This is a genomic window from Thiothrix sp. (assembly GCF_028714775.1).
In the GTDB taxonomy this organism is placed as follows: Bacteria; Pseudomonadota; Gammaproteobacteria; order Thiotrichales; family Thiotrichaceae; genus Thiothrix.
Map to the genome: position 1 here is coordinate 46,453 of NZ_JAQTLS010000010.1, position 17,232 is coordinate 63,684.

Consider the following 17,232-nt stretch of genomic DNA (forward strand, 5'->3'; position numbering starts at 1 on the left):
TATTAATACCCGCCCGACAGCACCCACAAGCCAAAAAATGGCGCGAGCACAATGCCGCCCAACACCGCTGTTACCCCATCCGCCGCCAATGCCAGCGGGGTCAGAGCAATTTTCGCAGCAGTATCTGCGGCATCATCCGGCGCGATAATGCTCACGCGATACGGTTGGTGGAAGTAAGCTGTTTGCGGCACTTTCACATCACCCGCCAGATAGCGCGTGCCTTGGATGGTGGCGCTGTATTCCAACACGCTGGTATTGTTACCCGCTTTGAAACCGCGTTGGGTAAGGAACCGCTTTTCCGTGGCGCTTAATTGGGCAAGATTGGATTGTAAGGTGTAATTACCCGTCACCGTTTGCCCGGCATTGACGCTAAATGTACCGAAAGTTGGGGTGAGCTTGTTACGCCCTTGCCATTGCAGCAGCGATTTCAGCGGTTCACCCAGAGGGAAAATGAAGTGATGCTCCTCACCCGCCACCACCAAAGTGGCAGCATCTTGGGTGACGAGGAAACTTTTGATCTTTTCGGTGCTGCTACTTTTATTGGAATGCAACGCTTGGGTAGCGCAGCCAAACAAGGCAATCCCCAGCAAGACGATTAGCAGGATACGGAGTAACAGGCGCATGGCGGTTTCCTTATTGTGGTTGGTGAACCAAGGCATCTTGCCCCGCCACGCCACTTGCTGAAAAGCAGCAGACCACCAAGTATCGGATAGCAATACCGAAAGGCGCGAAATACGCATCTTGTCGATAAGCCAGCGGAATTATGGAATAGTTACCCCTTTAGCGCCCCACACCGAAGGAACCGCCATGCAAATCTGGGTCGATGCCGATGCCTGCCCCAATGTGATCAAGGAAATTCTGTTCCGCGCCGCCGAACGGATGCAAATCCGCACCACGCTGGTGGCAAACCAATTCGTGCGCACCCCGCCATCGCTATACATCAAAAGCATCCAAGTCGCCTCAGGGTTTGACGTGGCGGATAACCGCATTGTGCAAGAATTATCGGCAGGCGACTTGGTGATTACCGCCGACATCCCACTCGCAGCGGAAGTAATTGAAAAGAAAGGTCACGCGCTCAACCCGCGCGGACAATTTTACACCCCCGAAAATATCCGCGAACGTCTGCGCATCCGCAATGCGATGGAAGAAATGCGCAACAGCGGCGTTATGACCGGCGGGCCACCGACCTTGAACCAAACCGACCGCCAAGCCTTTGCCAACCAGCTTGACCGTTTTCTGGCGCGTTATGCGAAAACCGCAGCCAAACCGTCAGGAAATGGCTGAACCCTTCAACACATGCGGCAAGCCCGCCACCATAAACACCACGCGTTGCATTTGCGCTGCCAATTGCTGGTGCAAACGCCCCGCTTCATCGACGTAACGGCGAGTCAGCTCACCCAAGGGAATGACCCCCAACCCCACTTCGTTACTGACAAAAATAATGTCACCGGAAAGTTCTGGCAGGCATTGCAGTAATTGCGTGGTTTCCTGCTGCAAGCGGCTGACATCTTCCGCGCACAACAAATTGGTCAGCCACAAGGTCAGGCAATCAACCAGCAGCAAACGTCCGGGTGCGGCGTGTTGTTGCAGGCAAGTTGCCAAGGCCAGCGGCTCTTCGATGGTTTGCCAATGGGCGGGACGGTTGGCTTGATGGTGCGCAATGCGGGACTGCATTTCGGCGTCTTGCGCGGTGGCAGTGGCGATATAAATGACTTCGCGCCCGGACTGTTGCGCCAGCGTTTCGGCATAACGGCTTTTGCCCGACCGTGCGCCACCAAGGATGAGACTTTGCAAGGTGTAATCCTACAAAAATGATGACGATACACTATGCTTAAGGGGAAGATCAAAACCAGTGAAGGGGGTTCATTATGAGTACAACCGGCTATTCTTTAGCAACGTCGCCCGTCATCGTTGACGGCATCACTTTGCTAAAATCAATGCCACCAGAATGCCAACTGAATTTCCACATCGACGTGGTTGGCTCCGGTCATGTGCTAGAAACATCGCATAGCGTTGAAAACCACCACATCAGCATTTTCCTCACCCACATTACCCCCGAGCGGGTTGAAAGCAAGTTACCGCAACGCCTGAACGAGTCGGTCGATTTGGGTACGCTGGAAGCTGGGCATTATGTGGTAACTTTTTATACCCGAGGGGATGATGCGGAAGGCACTGATTTCAGGCCAAGCAAAGCCGTCATCCTGTACGCACACGGGGAAGACGATGCGCAATTGCCACCCGACCATTCGCACGATTGGCACGCTTGGATCAACGCCATGCCGCCCGGCCCCAGTGCTTTGCATGTCAGCGGCACGGTTACAGTTCCCGATGGCAACAAAGTGGTGAAACTGGTGCGGGCAGCGCCGCAGGGTTTCAACCCGCGCATCCTGATCCTTGATCTGGAAATGCACGATGCATCCGCATCAATTTCCAGCGACACCGAAGTGAAGGTGCATTACAGCGAAGCGGCAGGCGTGGACAGTTTCGACAGCATCCACATCCGCTTCCCCAATGGCGGGGATGTTTTCATCGACAACATCATTGTTGCCTATTGAGTGCGGCAAGCGTTAGAACAAGGCGAGCAACAACAACACAATGCTGACCAAAATCAGCAGCAATACGAACAACAGTGACAGTGCACCAAGTATCAGGGACAGCGGGTTAGCCAATGTCCCGATGCTGATGTAAGAGCCGACCAGTTCCCGCGCTTCCGTCGCCATTGAGCCGATGCTCCACAAGCTTTTCGCGGAACTCAAGAAACCCAGCTTTTGGGTCTTACCCTCGCGGATACCTTGCACCGTTTCCTTAATTTCGCCTTTGGCATCGTTCATCATTTCCCCGGCGATGTTGGGCAAATCCTTGATGTCTTCCAATACCCACCAAAAGCGCAGCAAAATCAGGATCGGCAACAGCAATACACCCGCCACCACCAACGCGCTGGTGAGCGAAAAGTGTTTGAGGAAATACAGCCACACGAAAATCCACGCATCCAACCCCACACCCAGCAGGGCAGCGAAGCGCACCTTGTCGGAAACGCTATCCACCAGCGGTAACAGGCGGTTGAAAATTTCCAGCAAGCGTTGCTGGGTGGAAACTTCTGTGGCGGTAGGTGTTTGCGCTACTTCTGACATACCAAACCTTTCAAATAATAACCTTCGGGGAACGCCAAGCGTGTCGGGTGATCAGTAGCCTGATCCAGCTTGCGCAGGATACGTGCATCGCAACCCGCATCCACGGCGGCGTCAGCGACAATTTTCTGGAATAAACCGCTTTCCATCAAGCCCGAACACGAGAACGTGAACAACAAACCACCCGGTCGCAGCAATTTGAACCCCAGCAAGTTGATGTCTTTGTAACCGCGTGCCGCCTTTTCCAATTGGTTACGGTTCTCTGCAAATTTGGGTGGGTCAAGTACCACCATGTCGAATTGGCGGCCTTCGTTGCGGTATTCGCGCAGCAGTTTGAATACGTCGCCACAAATATGTTCCATTTTTTCCGGTGCAAAACCGTTCAGCGCTGCGGTATCGGCAGCAATGTCCAGTGCGGGTTGCGAGGCGTCGATATTGATGGCTTTTTCCGCCCCGCCGTGTAGCGCGGCAATGGAAAATCCGCCGGTGTACGAAAAGCAGTTAAGCACGGTTTTGCCTGCTGCATACTGTTGTAACACGCTGCGGTTGTCACGCTGGTCGAGGTAAAAGCCGGTTTTGTGCCCGTTGACGACATCCACGCGGTAATGGCGGCCTTCTTCCACAATGTCGATGTGTGCAGGCTGCGCCTCACCTTTGAGGATGCCGACAGTGGTTTCCAACCCTTCTTTCTTGCGCACATCCACGTCGGAACGCTCGTAGATACCCTTGGCAGGAATCACGTCCAGCAGCGCATCGGCGATGGTGTGTTTCCAAAATTCCGCCCCGGTGGTCAAAGCTTGCATCACCAGCCAATCGCCGAAAACATCCACTACCACACCCGGCAGTCCATCGGATTCGGCATTGATTAAACGGTAGCCGGAATTGCGTTGCGGAATACCCAATTGCTGGCGGTATGCCAAGGCTTGCTGGATACGGCGCGTAAAGAAATCGCGGTCAATAGGTTCTTCCGTAAAAGCCCACAAGCGCACCTGAATTTGTGAAGCAGGCGACCACGCACCAACACCCAGCAAATCCCCGCCCGCAGTGCGGACTTCGACGGTTTCGCCGGATTGTGGTTTACCCTTGACGTGTTGGACTGCGCCGGAAAAAACCCACGGATGGTGGGCGCGGACATTTTTATCGCGCCCCTGTTTTAGGATGACCTGACCATTGACCACGGGCTTTGCGCCTATTCCGTTATTCGTGCGCAGGATTATAGCCGTTGCACATTGATCGACGTACCTTAATCTGCACGTTCCGGCGTAAACGAACCGTTCCTACCTAGCCCTTGTGCTAGAATGGGCGAAATATTGGTAGAAAAGGATGGAACACCCATGCTGTCAAACTCCATACACGTCGAATACCCCGCCCATTTTCCTGATGCATTGCAAATGACGCCGACGGCGTTTGCGCAGGAAGCGCGTATGGCAATGGCGGTCAAGTTGTTTGAAATGAAACGCCTATCATCCGGCATGGCAGCTCAACTGGCAGGCATCGAACGGGTAACTTTCTTGCTGAACCTGCACCGTTACGGTGTGCCGATGCTGGATTTGCCGATGGATGAGCTTGAGGCAGACTTAGCCAATGCTTGAACAGAAAACCATCGTCATTAACACCAGTCCGCTGATTGCCCTAGTAGCGGAGTGGGGAACATTGGAACCGCTGCGCAGTCTGTATACTGCGGTACATGTCCCGTTTGAAGTGGCAGAAGAAATTTGCCGGGGTGGTGACAATAACTTCGCCATACCAGAATTCATGGCAGCCAGTTTCCTGCATAAAGCTCAGCAGTCCGTTAAGATTTCACCGTTTTTGGCAAATTCGCTCGACAGAGGCGAAGCTGCCGTTATCCAACTGGCACTGGACAAAGGTCTTGAAACGGTTTGTATTGATGAAGCCATCGGCAGGCGCGTTGCCCGCCTCAATGGCTTGACGCTGACAGGTTCAACCGGGGTATTGGTGCGCTACAAACAGGAACACCCAGAGTTTTCACTAGCTCAGGCTATCCAGCGGATGCAGGCAAGAGGCATACGATTGGGCGTAGATGTCATCGAATTTGCACTAAAACATGATACTTAATGGTCACTGATGAGAGCTTTAGATCGCATTGATTTAATTGACAAAGTCGGACGTACCTTGCAAAGTCGAATGGGGTATGACGATATTTCAGCATATCTCGAAGCTTCTGGTGTCAATACCAATAAACCCACATCAAACGTTAACAGTAAGTGGAAATACACGAAAGATTTGCTTGCAGGTGAACCTGATACGGTTGTGCTGAAAGTTGCCGATGAGCTAGGTATACCTCACACGTATACAGTGGTAACAGACAAAAATACTGCGGAAGCAACTTTTTGGGAGGCGGGTTACTTTCGTCTTTTTCTTAGCCATATTTCCACATTTAAAGATAGAACAGCCACTTTACGAAAAGCTCTCAAGCAATTTGGCATTTCAGCTTTTGTGGCGCATGTTGATATTGAACCTACGAAAAAATGGCAAGATGAAATTGAGGCAGGGCTGTTCTCTATGGATGCGTTGGCTGCCATCTTGATGCCAGGTTTCAAGGAAAGCAACTGGACAAATCAAGAAGTTGGTATTGCTATTGGTCGGGGTATTCTAGTTATTCCCATTGTCCGAGATGTAATCCCCTACGGATTCATCCAGAAATACCAAGGCTTGCAGGCAGATGGTAATAAAACAATATCGCAGGTAGCCAAGGAAATTTTTGGAATATTGGTATCTTCACCAAAAACTCGAACAAAAATGCTGACATGCTTCGTTGACACAATCCTGCAAGCTAATGAAGAACAGGAAGCGTTGGTAAAACTGAGCTATTTGAATGACATAAGTGATTTACCCATAGCTTATCTTGAGAAGCTGAGAGAAGGAGCAGCTTCCACAGCAGTGTTTGCTAAGGGACAAGCGTTGGAAAAACTGAACCAGCTTTTGATGAAGTATAGTTTGCAAAAGGTTGTTCATAAAGACAACGATGCCTTTGATCTTGAAGATGACATTCCGTTCTGACTTTTTTGGACTTTTTAATGACAGTTTGTATTCGCTGGGATAAGGACAAGGGCATTATGCAAGACATCGCCAAATTTAAATTCATGATTCCCGCCCTGCTGTTGGGAACAGCCCTGCTCAGTGCTTGCGGCAAAAGCAACGACGCAGGCAAACCGCCGCAAAAAGAAGCCGAAGTTGGGGTCATCACCCTAAAACCCGAAACCGTCACGCTGACCAGCGAATTGCCGGGGCGGGTAACACCGTTGCAAGTTGCGGAAGTGCGCCCGCAAGTCACAGGCATCATCCAAGAACGCCTGTTCCAAGAAGGCTCGCAAGTCAAAAAGGGAACGCCGCTCTACCAGATTGACAGCGCCACTTACCAAGCCGCCGCTGATACTGCCGCTGCCCAGCTTGCCAAAGCCGAAGCTGCATTGGAATCCGCCCGCAGCAAAGCCCAGCGCGGACAAGGCTTAGCAGACCGTGGCCTGATCAGCCGCGATGTCCACGACGACCAGTTGACGGAGCAAAAGCAAGCCGAAGCCGATGTCGCCGTTGCCCAAGCCGCACTGAAAAATGCCCGCGTCAACCTCGCCTACACCCATGTGAAAGCCCCGATTGACGGTTTCATTGGCAAATCCGCTGTCACTGCCGGAGCCTTAGTCACCGCAAACCAAGCCAACGCCTTAGCTACCATCCAGCCGCTTGACCCGATCTTGGTGGACATTACCCAAGCCAGCACCGAATTGCTGCGCCTGAAACGTGAGCAAGCCGCCGCCGTGAACCTGTTGTTGCCGGATGGCAGCGCTTACCCCCATGCAGGCAAACTGGCTTTCACCGACCTGACCGTGGATGCAGCGAGCGGCTCGGTGACAGTCCGCGCTGAATTCCCCAACCCCGAACAGCAGTTATTGCCGGGGATGTTCGTGCGGGCGAAACTCGGCGCAGGCGGGCGCAAAGATGCACTGCTAGTCCCGCAGCCCAGCGTCAGCCGTAAAGCCAATGGTGCAGCAAGCGTGTGGGTGGTGAAAGCCGACAGCACGTTGGAACAACGCACCATCCAAGCCACCCAAGCGGTAGGCGACAAATGGGTGGTGGAAAGCGGGCTGACTGCCGGTGAACAAGTAGTGGTGGATGGCCTGCAAAAAGCCAAACCGGGTGCGAAAGTCAAACCAGTACCAGTAAAGGGGTAAGTTTTATGTCCCGTTACTTCATTGACCGCCCAATTTTTGCGTGGGTTATCGCCATTATCATCATGCTGGCGGGGGTACTTGCGATCCCCAACCTGCCGATTTCGCAATACCCTGACATTGCCCCGCCGACCATTTCAGTTAGCGCCAGCTACCCCGGTGCTTCCGCCAAAACCGTGGAGGATTCCGTTACCCAGATCATTGAACAGAAAATGACGGGGCTGGATGGTTTGCAATACATTTCATCTTCCAGCAGTGCTGCCGGGGCGGCGAAAGTTGACTTGAGCTTCGAGGCAGGCATCAACCCCGATATTGCCCAAGTGCAAGTACAAAACAAGCTGCAACTGGCCTTACCGCAATTGCCGCAGGCGGTGCAGGCGCAAGGCGTGAAAGTGGCGAAAAGTTCCACGGGTTTTCTGCTGGTGCTGGGCTTCATTTCCGAAGACGCCAGCATGAACCAGACCGACATTGCTGACTACATCGCCACGGTCATCCAAGACCCAATCAGCCGGGTGGAAGGCGTGGGCAGCACCCAGATTTTTGGTGCTGCATATGCGATGCGCATCTGGCTCGACCCCTTCAAACTCAACAATTACAAGCTGACCACGGCGGAAGTGAAAAGCGCCATCCAAGCGCAGAACACCCAAGTATCCGCTGGGCAATTGGGTGGCACACCGTCTGTCCCCGACCAGCAATTGAACGCCACCGTAACCGCGCAATCGCGCTTGCAAACCCCCGAACAGTTCCGCGCCATTGTCCTCAAAACCACGGCGGAAGGTGCAGTGGTGCGCTTGGGCGATGTGGCAAAAGTGGAAATGGGCAGCGAAAACTACGAGGTGATTTCGCGCTTCAAGGGCAACCCGTCTTCCGGGCTGGCGGTAACGCTGGCGAGTGGGGCAAACGCGCTGGATACGGCGGAAGCAGTCAAGGCCAAGCTCAAAGATTTGCAGGAATATTTCCCCCCCGGCTTGAAAGCGGTGATCCCCTATGATGCTTCGCCGTTCATCAAGATTTCCATCGAAGGGGTGGTGTATACCCTGTTGGAAGCGGTAGCGCTGGTATTCGTGGTGATGTTCGTGTTCCTGCAAAACTTCCGAGCCACCTTGATCCCGACGATTACCGTGCCAGTGGTGCTGCTGGGGACGTTTGCAATCCTAGAAATTGCGGGGTATTCCATCAATACCCTGACCATGTTCGGCATGGTGCTGGCAATCGGGCTGCTGGTCGACGATGCCATCGTGGTGGTGGAAAACGTCGAGCGCCTGATGCACGAAGAGAAATTGCCACCGCGTGAGGCTACCCGCAAGTCGATGGGGCAGATTACCGGGGCGCTAGTGGGGATTGCGCTGGTGCTGTCGGCGGTATTCGTACCGATGGCGTTTTTCGGTGGCTCCACCGGGGTAATTTACCGCCAGTTTTCCATCACGCTGGTATCGTCAATGGTGCTGTCGGTGGTGGTAGCGCTGGTGCTGACGCCCGCCTTGTGCGCTTCCTTGCTTAAACCGCCATCGGAGGGGCATGGGGAACACGGGGTGTTGGGGGTGTTCAACCGGGGCTTTATCCGCAGTACGCTGGCGTATCAAGCCAAGGTCGGGAAAATCGTGGGCAACACCGGGCGTTACCTGCTGGTGTACGGGCTGATCGTGGCGCTGATGGGCTTCCTGTTCACGCGCTTGCCTACCTCATTTTTGCCGGATGAAGACCAAGGCATTTTGTTCGTGCAAATCCAGTTACCGCCGGGCGCAACCCAGCAACGTACCCTGAAAGTCATCCAGCAAGTTGAAAAGCATTTCTTGGAACAGGAAAAGGATGTGCTGGAAACCCTGTTTGCAGTGGCAGGTTCAGGCTCCGCCGGGAACGGGCAAAACGTGGCGCGGGTATTCGTGCGCCTCACCGACTGGTCACAGCGCCCTAGCGCGGATAAAACCGCACAGGCGATTGCCGCACGGGCAATGGCGAAACTCGGGCGTATCCGCGATGCCAAAGTGGTGGCAACCGCACCTCCGGCAGTACGCGGCTTGGGCAATGCTTCCGGTTTCGACGTGGAATTGCAGGATCGCGCCGGGTTGGGGCATGAAGCCCTGCTGGCAGCACGTGACGATTTCCTGAAAAAAGCCACGCAGGAGCCGCGCCTGACCGGGGTGCGTGCCAATGGGCAGGAAGATACCGCGCAGTACCAGATTGACCTCGACATCCCGCAGGCTGGGGCGTTGGGCGTATCCGTCACCAGCATCAATGACACGCTGTCGACCGCATGGGGCGGCTCGTATGTGGGCGATTTCATCGACAAGGGGCGGGTGAAAAAGGTTTATGTGCAAGGTGAAGCCTCCAGCCGCATGTTGCCTGACGACCTGAACCTGTGGTTCGTGCGCAATGCTGCGGGCGACATGGTGCCGTTTTCAGCCTTCGCCAAAGGCAAATGGGTGTACGGTTCGCCGATGTTGGAACGTTTCAATGGCATGGCAGCAGTGCAAGTCACGGGTGCGCCAGTCGCGGGGGTGAGTTCCGGCACGGCAATGGACATTGTGGAAGGTTTCATCAAGGAACTGCCGCCCGGTATCGGTTACGAATGGACGGGCATGTCACATCAGGAACAGGCATCCGGGGCACAAGCGCCGCTGTTGTACGCCATTTCCATTCTGGTGGTGTTCCTCGCGTTGGCGGCTTTGTATGAAAGCTGGTCGATCCCATTTGCGGTCATTCTGGTCGTGCCACTCGGGGTGATCGGGGCGTTGCTGGCAACTTATGGGCGCGGTTTGAACAATGACGTGTATTTTCAGGTCGGGTTGCTGACCACCATTGGGCTGTCGGCGAAAAATGCCATCCTGATCGTCGAGTTCGCCAAGGAACTGATGGCGCACGGCTACGGCCTGATCGAAGCCACGCTAGAAGCAGTGCGGATACGCTTGCGCCCGATCCTGATGACTTCGTTCGCCTTCATCCTTGGGGTACTGCCGCTGGTCATCAGTAACGGGGCAGGGTCAGGCAGCCAACATTCGGTAGGCACGGGTGTTATGGGCGGAATGATCGCTGCGACACTGCTGGGGATATTCTTTGTGCCTGTATTTTTTGTGGCAGTAAGAAAAGTGTTTCCCGCTAAAAATCCAGAGTGACAGGACAAAAAAATCCCCGCCGTAGCGGGGATTTTTATAACGACTGGTAAGGAGGTAATTACTTCTCTGCTTCGATCGCTTTCTTACGTTCTTGCGCTTCTTTGATGACCTGATCAGAAACCGATCTAGGGCAAGCAGCGTAATGGGAGAATTCCATCGAGAACTGACCACGACCGGAAGTCATGGTACGCAGTGAACCGATGTAACCAAACATTTCAGACAATGGCGCTTCTGCCTTGATACGTGCACCGATAGGTGCGGTATCTTGGGATTTGATCATCGCACGGCGACGGTTCAAGTCACCGATAACGTCACCCACGTGGGAATCCGGTGCAAACACGTCCACTTTCATGATCGGTTCGAGGATTTGTGGGCCAGCTTTCGGCATGGTTTGACGGAAGCCGCCTTTCGCCGCAATTTCAAACGCGATGGCAGAGGAGTCAACCGCGTGGAAACCACCTTCGCGCAACGTGAATTTCACGTCAACGACAGGGTAGCCCGCCAATGGGCCTTTGCCCATGCTTTCTTTGAAGCCTTTGTCAATCGCAGGCCAGTATTCGCGCGGAACAGAACCACCGACAACCACGGATTCAAAGACATAACCCGTGCCCGGTTCGCCCGGTTCGATGGTGTAGTCGATTTTACCGTATTGACCAGAACCACCCGACTGCTTCTTGTGGGTGTAGCTGTCTTCGATGCGGTTGGTGATGGATTCGCGGTAAGCAACCTGTGGTTTACCGACGTTAACTTCTACACCGTGGGTACGCAGCAAGATGTCGACCTTGATGTCCAAGTGCAGTTCGCCCATGCCTTTGAGGATGGTTTCACCCGTTTCTTGGTCAGTTTCAATACGGAAAGACGGGTCTTCTTTCGCCATTTTGTTCAGCGCGATACCCATTTTTTCTGCACCGGCTTTGTTCTTCGGTGAGATGGCGAGGGAGATGACCGGATCAGGGAAGACCATCGGTTCAAGTGTCGCTGGGTTTTTCGGATCACACAGGGTATGACCAGTTTGCACGTTTTTCAGGCCAACCAGTGCAATGATGTCACCCGCTTGTGCGGATTCGATGGAGTTTGCGTCATCCGCGTGCATTTCCACCATACGGCCAACCCGTTCGGTTTTGCCGGTGAAAGTGTTGAGGATGGTGTCGCCCGTTTTCAGTGTACCGGAGTAGATACGGGTAAACGTCAATGCGCCGTATTTGTCGTCCATGATTTTGAACGCCAAAGCACGCAGTGGGCGGGCAGCATCAACGATAGCAAATTCGCCAGTCGGTACGCCTTCCAAGTCAGTTTCAGGCTGTGGCTTAACTTCCATTGGGTTAGGCAGGTAGTCAATAACCCCGTCCAACACCAACTGGATGCCTTTGTTTTTGAAGGCAGAGCCTGCAAACGTTGGGAAGAAGTCCAGACCGATAGTACCTTTACGGATGCAACGCTTGATAACGTCCATTGGCGGCTCTTCACCACCGAGGTACATTTCCATCGCGTCGTCATCTTGCTCGACTGCCATTTCGATCAGCTTTTCGCGCCACGTTTCGACCAGATCAGCCATGTCGGCTGGTGGGTCTTGGATCACGTAGTTCATCGGGTCGCTGGAGTTATCCCAGACCCATGCTTTACGGGTCAGCAGGTCGACCACGCCGGAGAAGTTGTCTTCTGTACCGATTGGCAGCACCATCACCATTGGGCGTGCGCCGAGTACATCTTCGACTTGCTTAACAACACGGTAGAAATCGGCACCCAAACGGTCGAGTTTGTTGACCAAAATGACACGGGCAACGCCGGAGTCATTGGCATAACGCCAGTTGGTTTCAGACTGGGGTTCAACACCGCCGGAACCGCAGAATACGCCAACGCCGCCATCCAACACTTTCAGTGAACGGTAAACTTCGATAGTGAAGTCAACGTGCCCAGGGGTGTCGATGATGTTGAAGCGGTGGTCTTTCCAGAAACAGGTGGTAGCAGCGGACTGGATGGTGATCCCGCGTTCACGCTCTTGCACCATGAAGTCAGTGGTGGTCGCGCCGTCATGCACTTCACCAATTTTATGGATTTTGCCCGTCAGTTTCAGGATACGTTCGGTGGTGGTGGTTTTGCCCGCGTCAACGTGGGCGAAAATGCCGATATTCCGGTAAAGTGTTAAGTCAGTCATTTGTCCAAATCTCAAAGAAAAACGCAGGAACTGCGGATAAGGGGGCGATTGTAATGCATCTTGATGCACGGAGTAAGAGGAAATTCAAGGACAAAGATGCCCATTCAGCGATTTTTCAGGTATCAGTAAGCTGATGGGCATGAACTGACACTCTGCCCACACTTGTCACCCTCTGACGCCACACCTGTCGCTTTCTGACAGTTTTCCACCTGACACGCTCGGATTTATTTTTACCTGCCCCAAGCTACTTGTTAAATATCAATAGCTTGAAAATAAGTTGATGAGTTGGCACAGGGGTTGCAATAGGTTTCCTGTCAGAACAACGAACAGCCTAACAATAAGAATTTATCAGCAAGCCCCAAGAGGCGTAAGAGCAGGCATAAACATTAATAACAATAAAGCGCCTGACCGCCTCGACTCCTCATCCCCCTGCCGGTAACACGGTGGGGGTATTTATTTTGCCGTCCACAGGTTTAGATAGTCCAGTGAGCCACGGCATTCAGGCATTTCATCATAACGGATCGCCTCAAACTGCGCCCCTGTCCACACCCATTCCACCGACGTGCCACAATCACCAATGCCACGGCCTTTGTTGTACTCCGCCAAATGCCCGGTTTTAGGATCAAACGAAGCATTAACCAATTCCGATTGATCCCCCGAATGCACATCTAACTTGGCAGGCGTCACTTTCGGTTGGGCGAAACTGGCGGAATCAGCCGCTACCACAAACATTTCATAGCCTTCGTTGTAAGCTGCCCGGAAGCACATGACCCCGACCAGATAATGCTTGGCATCCAGCACTTCCACAAAATCACTGTCACTTATTTTGTTGTCCGTCTCATCCGCATCGCACTCCTTGAGGCTGTCAGCCATGACCGTGCGTACCTTGCCTGCCAAACCTGCCGGGGCTTTCATGCCTTTCGGTGCTAATACCGCAGTCCGCACGGGAGTAACGGGCGGCACGGCGGTCATCGGTTTGCTGCCTTTGCGTGCAAGGGCAGTGGTGGTATCCACACGCTGTTGCTGGGAATCCATGTACAACAAACTCGCGGATAAACCGCTGAGTGAAGCTTTGAAGGTTTTCCCACCGATACTGATAGTCAGTTGCGCTGGTTTGGCAACCAATTCCAGAAATGCAGCATTTTGGGCGGGAGGAATATCAATCGCGGCATTTTTCTGCTGACTTTTGCTCAAGTTACCGAGTTGCACGCTTTTGCCGCCGCCTTGTAAGGTCACGGGTTTGCCACGCAAATTTGCTGCCAGTGGCTCGAAACCCAAGGTCAGGCTGAAATGCGGCGCGTCTTGCGCCTGTCCACCGCGTTGCAGTTGTAACGTGGCATCCATTTCGTCGGAACCATCTTCCTTGAACAAAAAGGAAGTCGCCTCACACGCCCGGATATTGTTGCAGGCCACTGCCCAATCATTAAACACCTTGACCTCACCTATCGTGGGCGCAGCAGACAGCGATGCAGGCAAGAGGGCGCTGCCACACAAGATCAAGTGCGGAAGGTAACGGTGGAGAGCTAATGTTTTCATGGTGTTGTCCTTGCCGGTCGTGTAAGCATAGAGTCTAGCCGTGCGGAATGGTTCCTGCTTGGGATAGCCTGCCAAGCGCTTTGCTAGTATCCTGCACACCTTGAAACCGTGCCACCCCTGCGTAACAGGAACATCATGCCCAACAAAAACTGGAACCTTGACGCCGCCCGCCGCCTGTATAGCATCCAGCACTGGGGCGATGGCTATTTCGACATTAATAATGCGGGGAATGTTGCCATGCAACTACCCGGTAAAACAGGCCAAATCGACCTGCACGCCCTTGCCATGCGCGTGCATAACGAAGACGGGATGCGCTTCCCGCTATTGGTGCGTTTCGTCAATGTCCTGCATGACCGCGTGCAGCGCTTGCAAACCGCTTTCAACCACGCGATTGCCGACTGCGGGCAAAACAGCCGTTACACCGCGATTTACCCCATCAAAGTCAACCAGCAACGCAGTGTCGTGCAACAAATTCTCGCGGGTGGCGGCGAACAGGTAGGGCTGGAAGCAGGCAGCAAACCCGAACTCATGGCAGTGCTGGGTTCCGCCCCGGCAGGCAGTACCATCATTTGCAACGGTTACAAAGACCGTGAGTACCTGCGCCTCGCCTTGATCGGGCGGCAGATGGGACACCGCATTTTCATCGTGGTGGAAAAGCCTTCCGAATTGCTGGAAACCTTGGAAGAAGCCGCCAAGCTGGGCATTGAACCGCTGCTGGGCATCCGCGTGCGCCTGTATTCGCTCGGCAAAGGCAAATGGCAGAATACTGGCGGGGAAAAATCCAAGTTTGGCCTTTCTGCTGCGCAAGCCCTGCATTTGCTGGAAACCTTGGATGCAGCGGGCAAACTCGATTGCTTGCAACTGCTGCATTTCCACATGGGTTCGCAGATTGCCAATATCCAAGACATTCAGCGCGGGATGCGCGAAGCCAGCCGCTATTTCGCCGAATTGCACCGCTTAGGCGCAAACATCCGCGTGGTGGACGTGGGCGGCGGCTTAGGCGTGGATTACGACGGTTCGCGCTCGCGCAATGACTGTTCCATCAATTACAGCTTGCAGGAATACGCCAACACCATCGTGCGCAGCGTGCTGGATGTGTGCGAGGAATACGAACTGCCATTCCCCGACTTCATCACCGAATCTGGGCGCGGCATGACGGCGCATCACGCGGTGCTGATTACCAACGTCATCGACACTGACCCGGAACAGCCGGAAAAAGTGCCCGAATTGCGCGAACCGGACGATGCGGAGCCGATGATCTTGCACAACCTGTTCCGCCTTTACCAAAACCGCCGTCAGTTGCCGCCCTCGGAAATCTACCACGACGCGGCGTATTGGCTGGGGGAAGCGCACGGCATGTACGCGCACGGTTCCATCAACCTCAGTCAACGTGCCCACGCGGAAGAATTCCACCGCGCCATCTGCCAAAAGCTGCTGACCCAAGAAGAACTGTTCGGCGCACTCGACCCAGAAATCCAAACGGGTTTGCAGGAAAAATTGGCAGACAAGTATTTCTGTAACTTCTCCTTGTTCCAGTCGATGCCGGACGTATGGGCAATCGAGCAAATTTTCCCCATTATGCCGTTGCACCGTTTGGATGAATGCCCCGACCGGCGGGCAACTTTGCAAGACATGACCTGCGATTCCGACGGCACGGTTTCGCATTACGTCGATAGCGGGCGGCTGGAAAGCACCTTGCCGCTGCATTCGCTGCAAAGCGGCAAACAATACTTGCTGGGCATTTTCCTGATTGGCGCGTATCAGGAAATCCTTGGCGATTTGCACAACCTGTTCGGCGACACCGATTCGATCAATGTGGAATTGCTCGCCGATGGCAGCTACCAACTTTCCGAACCGGAACGTGGCGATACCATTGACGAATTGCTACGCTATATCCACTTTGAGCCAAAAGACCTGCTGGCGCAGTGCCGCAAAAAACTGGCGGCAGCCGTGGACGATACCGAGCGGCAAAAAATGTTGCTGCGTGAAATTGAAGCTGGTTTGATCGGTTACACTTATCTGGAAGATTAACTCGGGAATAGAGGGGAAAACATGGAATACGTACTGTTGGGCGCGTTGTTTTTAGGCATTTTACTGTTTGCCATTGGTTGGCTGATGGTGGTGGTGGCAGGTTTCCAACGCCACCCGGTTACGGGGCTGTTTGCCATGATTCCGGTCTTAAACATCATTACCTTGCCATCCTTGTGGCATCGGGTTTCGGCTTGGACGATCATTGGCTTTGTTGGCGCTTTGCTGGCTACCGGCGCTTGGTTGGGCGGCGCAAAAAACAATTTGTACCAGCAAGCGCAAGTCTTGGGCGCAAATATCGCCGTGGTTGCACCTGTTACCAATACATCGCAGCCAGCACCCGCAGCAACGCCTGCAACAGCCGCCAAACCGGCAGCACCAGCACCCACAGTTACTACTACCCCCTTAGCGCTGCCATCCGCGACCGCTAGCCAAACAGCGACACCGCCCGTTGCAGCGGCGGCGACGGCTGCGCCTAGCGCCCCAGTACAGGCTGCTCCCGTTCCCGCCGCACCTGCCCCAACGGTGGCGGCAGCACCAGCCCCCGCACCCGCACCCGCATTGCCCCCCACCGAAGACTTGCCACACAGTGCTTTGTACCAAATCACTTTTGAAGACTTGCCCGTCGCCAAACTGACAACAAGTGATAGCAAATACGTGCGCCTCGTGCAGAAAGACGGGCGGCGGCGCGAAGGCAAAATACACATTGGCGCGGCGGGGGAAATTTCCTTGGAAGAGCGTGAGGAAAGCGGACTGGTGACACACCCCATCAAGGTCAGCGACATCCGCACTGTATCCATCATGACCAATAAAAAGGACAGCGACTAAGATGCAATGCTACGTTTACCGCAGCCGCCGCAAACCCGGCTCTTTCCTGTTTCTGCCGGAAAAAGATAACTTCACCCAAGTGCCTGAAGTCTTGTTGAAAATCTTTGGCGAACCGGAGTTTTCCTTCGACTTCGACCTATCGGTTGACCGCACACTCATGATCAAGGCGGAAACACCTGAAGTCCGCCGGGTCATCCGCGAAAACGGTTTCTTCCTGCAACTGCCTCCCAATGAAGAACTGGCCTGCTAGAAAATCC

Annotated in this window: 16 protein-coding genes; 10 read left to right on the forward strand and 6 right to left on the reverse strand. The window is 53.9% G+C overall.

Annotation, left to right across the window (positions count from 1 at the left end):
• Positions 1-2: 2 nt before the first annotated feature.
• Complete coding sequence (locus tag PHE17_RS10950; protein WP_301015886.1) at positions 3-740, reverse strand: hypothetical protein; 738 nt, start codon at positions 738-740, stop codon at positions 3-5.
• Positions 741-807: 67 nt separating this feature from the next.
• Between PHE17_RS10950 and PHE17_RS10955 the strand changes: the two genes are divergently transcribed.
• Complete coding sequence (locus PHE17_RS10955; protein WP_301015887.1) at positions 808-1,284, forward strand: YaiI/YqxD family protein; 477 nt, start codon at positions 808-810, stop codon at positions 1,282-1,284.
• On the opposite strand, the gene cobU is transcribed toward PHE17_RS10955, so the two are convergent.
• Positions 1,270-1,794 (reverse strand): bifunctional adenosylcobinamide kinase/adenosylcobinamide-phosphate guanylyltransferase, encoded by a 525-nt coding sequence (gene cobU / locus PHE17_RS10960; protein ID WP_301015888.1) that lies wholly within the window; start codon positions 1,792-1,794, stop codon positions 1,270-1,272. The genes PHE17_RS10955 and cobU overlap by 15 nt on opposite strands.
• Before the next feature lie 74 nt (positions 1,795-1,868).
• Between cobU and PHE17_RS10965 the strand changes: the two genes are divergently transcribed.
• Positions 1,869-2,555, forward strand: a complete 687-nt coding sequence (locus PHE17_RS10965) for a hypothetical protein (protein ID WP_301015889.1) — start codon at positions 1,869-1,871, stop codon at positions 2,553-2,555.
• Between the two features lie 12 nt (positions 2,556-2,567).
• Here the strand turns inward: PHE17_RS10965 and PHE17_RS10970 are convergent, their stop codons facing one another.
• Positions 2,568-3,131: a hypothetical protein gene (locus PHE17_RS10970; RefSeq protein ID WP_301015890.1), complete on the reverse strand. Its 564-nt coding sequence runs from the start codon at positions 3,129-3,131 to the stop codon at positions 2,568-2,570.
• Positions 3,119-4,306: a class I SAM-dependent methyltransferase gene (locus tag PHE17_RS10975; protein WP_301015891.1), complete on the reverse strand. Its 1,188-nt coding sequence runs from the start codon at positions 4,304-4,306 to the stop codon at positions 3,119-3,121. The genes PHE17_RS10970 and PHE17_RS10975 overlap by 13 nt, the downstream gene beginning before the upstream one ends.
• 156 nt (positions 4,307-4,462) lie before the next feature.
• Between PHE17_RS10975 and PHE17_RS10980 the strand changes: the two genes are divergently transcribed.
• The 5 genes from PHE17_RS10980 to PHE17_RS11000 are packed head-to-tail and all read left to right on the forward strand — an operon-like array spanning position 4,463 to position 10,428.
• Positions 4,463-4,720, forward strand: a complete 258-nt coding sequence (locus PHE17_RS10980; protein ID WP_301015892.1) for a UPF0175 family protein — start codon at positions 4,463-4,465, stop codon at positions 4,718-4,720.
• Positions 4,713-5,204, forward strand: coding sequence for a hypothetical protein (locus tag PHE17_RS10985; protein WP_301015893.1), 492 nt, complete (start codon positions 4,713-4,715; stop codon positions 5,202-5,204). The genes PHE17_RS10980 and PHE17_RS10985 overlap by 8 nt, the downstream gene beginning before the upstream one ends.
• Before the next feature lie 9 nt (positions 5,205-5,213).
• Entirely contained in the window at positions 5,214-6,149 is a 936-nt protein-coding gene (locus tag PHE17_RS10990) for a toll/interleukin-1 receptor domain-containing protein (RefSeq protein WP_301015894.1), read from the forward strand.
• A 17-nt stretch (positions 6,150-6,166) separates the two neighbouring features.
• On the forward strand, positions 6,167-7,318 hold the full coding sequence (locus tag PHE17_RS10995) for an efflux RND transporter periplasmic adaptor subunit (protein WP_301015895.1): 1,152 nt from the start codon (positions 6,167-6,169) through the stop codon (positions 7,316-7,318).
• A 5-nt stretch (positions 7,319-7,323) separates the two neighbouring features.
• Positions 7,324-10,428 carry an efflux RND transporter permease subunit gene (locus PHE17_RS11000; protein ID WP_301015896.1) on the forward strand — a complete coding sequence of 1,035 codons (3,105 nt, stop codon included), beginning with the start codon at positions 7,324-7,326 and terminating at the stop codon, positions 10,426-10,428.
• 58 nt (positions 10,429-10,486) lie between these two features.
• On the opposite strand, the gene fusA is transcribed toward PHE17_RS11000, so the two are convergent.
• Both fusA and PHE17_RS11010 read right to left on the reverse strand, forming a co-directional pair.
• A complete protein-coding gene (fusA, locus tag PHE17_RS11005; protein ID WP_301015897.1) occupies positions 10,487-12,583 on the reverse strand; it encodes an elongation factor G in 2,097 nt (698 codons plus the stop codon).
• 453 nt (positions 12,584-13,036) lie between these two features.
• Positions 13,037-14,119 carry a DUF1176 domain-containing protein gene (locus tag PHE17_RS11010; protein WP_301015898.1) on the reverse strand — a complete coding sequence of 361 codons (1,083 nt, stop codon included), beginning with the start codon at positions 14,117-14,119 and terminating at the stop codon, positions 13,037-13,039.
• A gap of 135 nt (positions 14,120-14,254) precedes the next feature.
• On the opposite strand from PHE17_RS11010, the gene speA reads away from it, so the two are divergent.
• From speA to PHE17_RS11025, 3 genes are read left to right on the forward strand one after another with little or no spacing between them, the layout of a single operon-like run.
• Positions 14,255-16,150 (forward strand): biosynthetic arginine decarboxylase, encoded by a 1,896-nt coding sequence (gene speA, locus PHE17_RS11015; protein ID WP_301015900.1) that lies wholly within the window; start codon positions 14,255-14,257, stop codon positions 16,148-16,150.
• Positions 16,151-16,171: 21 nt separating this feature from the next.
• The gene (locus PHE17_RS11020) at positions 16,172-16,975 is read left to right on the forward strand and encodes a hypothetical protein (RefSeq protein WP_301015901.1); all 804 of its coding nucleotides are present in this window, start codon (positions 16,172-16,174) and stop codon (positions 16,973-16,975) included.
• A 1-nt stretch (position 16,976) separates the two neighbouring features.
• The gene (locus PHE17_RS11025; RefSeq protein WP_301015902.1) at positions 16,977-17,225 is read left to right on the forward strand and encodes a YcgL domain-containing protein; all 249 of its coding nucleotides are present in this window, start codon (positions 16,977-16,979) and stop codon (positions 17,223-17,225) included.
• The last annotated feature ends 7 nt before the right edge of the window (positions 17,226-17,232 follow it).